We start from the raw sequence: 2,543 nt of genomic DNA, 5'->3' as shown, positions 1-2,543 counted from the left end.
ATCGAGGCCGGCATAGATGCCGTCGGACACCCCGCCGTCGCGGGTGAAGAAGGCGTGGCGCAAGCCGGGAATGGCGGACAGCAGCGGGGACAACAGCATCATGAGCCTCCGGCGGCCGATTTTTCGTCGCTCAGGCCGGGCAGAGACATGAGCTGCGGCGCGGAGACGCCGAGCACCTTGAACAGCGAGCCCATGCCGGTGCGGCCGCCCTCGGTCAGCCGTCGCAGCGCGTTGGCGATGTCCTCGGACACCTCGTGGCTGGCTTTCGCCATCAAGGAGACCGCCCGGGTTTCGATGCCGAGGCGTTTCAGGAACTCACCCTGCGTCACCGGGCCATGGACGCGTGCGCCGACATCTTCCGCGGCACGCGACAGCGCCTGGAAATCGACATGCGCGGTGATATCCGCAAGCCCGGGCGCCTTCAAGGGATCGGTGAACGCATGACGCATGACGGCCTGAAAGGTATCCCCGGCGTCGCTGCGCGCATGGCCGTAGTCGATGATCAGCGCCGCGCCGATCTGATCGCGTACGCGGCTCGCGATCTTCATGATCTCGGCGTCCGGCCGCCACTCGAACACGGCGCCGACCGGCGCCGCGCGGACCAGCGGCGGCAGCAGCACCTCGAAGCGGGGCAGAGGGTCGGCCGCTGTAGCAAAAATCAGCTTGCCGCTGTCGTCGATGTCGATCACGCGCTCGTGCCAGCCGGTTTCGCGCCTGACCACCTGGTGGATCGGCAGCGCGTCGAAATATTCGTTGGCGAGGATGACGCTCGGCCCTTCGGGCACGTCATCGATGCTGTCATGCCAGGCGATGTCGCGCGTGCCGGACAAGGCCTCCTTCTGCTTGTCACGCAGCAGCGGATTGATCTCGACCAGATGCACGCTCAGCGTCTGATAGAGCGGCGGCAGCACGCGCAGCGCGCGCAGCGCATCCGCCATCATGGTGCCGCGGCCGGGGCCGAGTTCGATCAGCCGCAGCGAGCTCGGCGAGCCCATCGATTTCCACACCGACGCCGCCCACAGCCCGAGCAATTCGCCGAACATCTGACTGACTTCGGGCGAGGTAGTGAAATCGCCCTCGCGTCCGATCGGATCGCGCGAAACATAATAGCCATGCTCCGGATGCGTCAGGCACAGCTCCATGTAGCGCCAGACCGGCATCGGCCCGGACGACCTGATCGTCTTCTTGATTTCGCTCGACAGCGGCGAATATTCGGTCACGGCCCGCCTTGGAAGGAGCTAAGGAATTTGCTCGGCCTGGATCGGCGCCTTGTGGCGCCAAGCCCAAACAATAATGATCGCGCCGGCGATGACCATCGGCATCGACAACAGCATGCCCATCGTCAGCCCGCCCCACAGGAAGCCGAGCTGCGGATCCGGCTCGCGGAAATGCTCGCCGGTGATGCGGGCGATGCCGTAGAGCGCGATGAAGCTGCCGAGGATCAATCCCGGCCGCTTCAGGGCGCCGAACCGGATCATCACCGCCAGCACGGTAAACAGCAGGATTCCCTCCATGCCCGCCTCGTAGAGCTGGCTTGGATGGCGCGGCAGCGGCCCGCCATTGGGGAAGATCATCGCCCAGGGCAGGCGGGGATCGGCCGGACGGCCCCACAATTCGCTGTTGATGAAATTCGCGATGCGTCCGAGGAACAGCCCGATCGGAGCGACCGCCGTGGTGATGTCGCCGAGCGACAGGATAGGCAGCTGGTTGGCGCGGGAGAACCAGATCACCGCGATCACGCAGCCCATGAAGCCGCCATGGAACGACATGCCGCCCTTCCACAATTCGAAGATCTCGGCCGGATGCTGCACAAAGAAGGGAAAATTGTAGAACAGCACATAGCCGGTCCGGCCGCCGAGAATGATGCCGATGGTGACCCAGAGGATGAAGTCGTCGAGCTGCAGCAGCGAAATCGGCGCCGGGCCGCCCCACAGCCTTTCATTCTTGAGCAGCGAGCGCCCATAGATCCAGCCCACGACGATGCCGCAGATATAAGCCAGCGCATACCAGCGGATCGCGATCGGTCCGATCGCAATCGCGATCGGATCGAATACCGGAAAGGCAATGAGGAGGAAGAGCATCGGGGCCTTTCGGCTTCAGGAGAGGTTGCGGCGATAGAGCGCGAGCAGCCGCTCCCAATGGCGCTCGGCGGCGTCGCGGTGGTAAACGGGCCGCCTGGGAAAAGCGAAGCCGTGATGGGTGGCGGGATAGATCTCGACCTCGGCATTGGCGCCCTGCATGGCGGCTGTTACTTTCTCGATGATCTCCGCCGGCGCGTAGATATCGGTCTCGGCGCAGGCGAAATAAAGTTCGGCTTTGGTTTTCGTTGCGGCGAGATGCGGGCTGTCCTCCTGGTCGGTCGCCAGACGCGTGCCGTAGACCGAGGCGGCCGCCTTGACCCGGTCCGGAAAATGCGTCGCTGCGTTGATCGCGTAGCGCCCGCTCATGCAATAGCCGACGCTGCCGACGATCTTGGTGTCGGCCGCGGCCTGGCCGTCGGCATAAGCCAGCAGCGCCTTGGTGTCTTCCATCACCATCGGGAT

3 protein-coding genes and 1 pseudogene are annotated in these 2,543 nt (G+C 64.6%); all 4 read right to left on the bottom strand.

Going from position 1 to position 2,543, the window contains the following annotated elements; genetic code table 11:
* Window positions 1-102, bottom strand: a pseudogene (locus WCB02_RS39625) (polyphenol oxidase); the annotation flags it as partial.
* On the bottom strand, window positions 99-1,220 hold the full coding sequence (locus WCB02_RS39620; RefSeq protein ID WP_423967885.1) for a class I SAM-dependent methyltransferase: 1,122 nt from the start codon (window positions 1,218-1,220) through the stop codon (window positions 99-101). The pseudogene WCB02_RS39625 and the gene WCB02_RS39620, both read right to left, overlap by 4 nt.
* Before the next feature lie 18 nt (window positions 1,221-1,238).
* Complete coding sequence (lgt, locus tag WCB02_RS39615; RefSeq protein ID WP_423967883.1) at window positions 1,239-2,081, bottom strand: prolipoprotein diacylglyceryl transferase; 843 nt, start codon at window positions 2,079-2,081, stop codon at window positions 1,239-1,241.
* A gap of 15 nt (window positions 2,082-2,096) precedes the next feature.
* Window positions 2,097-2,543: dienelactone hydrolase family protein (locus tag WCB02_RS39610; protein ID WP_423967881.1), on the bottom strand; the 447-nt coding region annotated here is incomplete at its 5' end.

Origin of the sequence: Bradyrhizobium sp., from assembly GCF_049581145.1 — a bacterium.
Taxonomy (GTDB): Bacteria; Pseudomonadota; Alphaproteobacteria; order Rhizobiales; family Xanthobacteraceae; genus Bradyrhizobium.
This window is presented reverse-complemented; position numbering and strand designations above follow the sequence as displayed.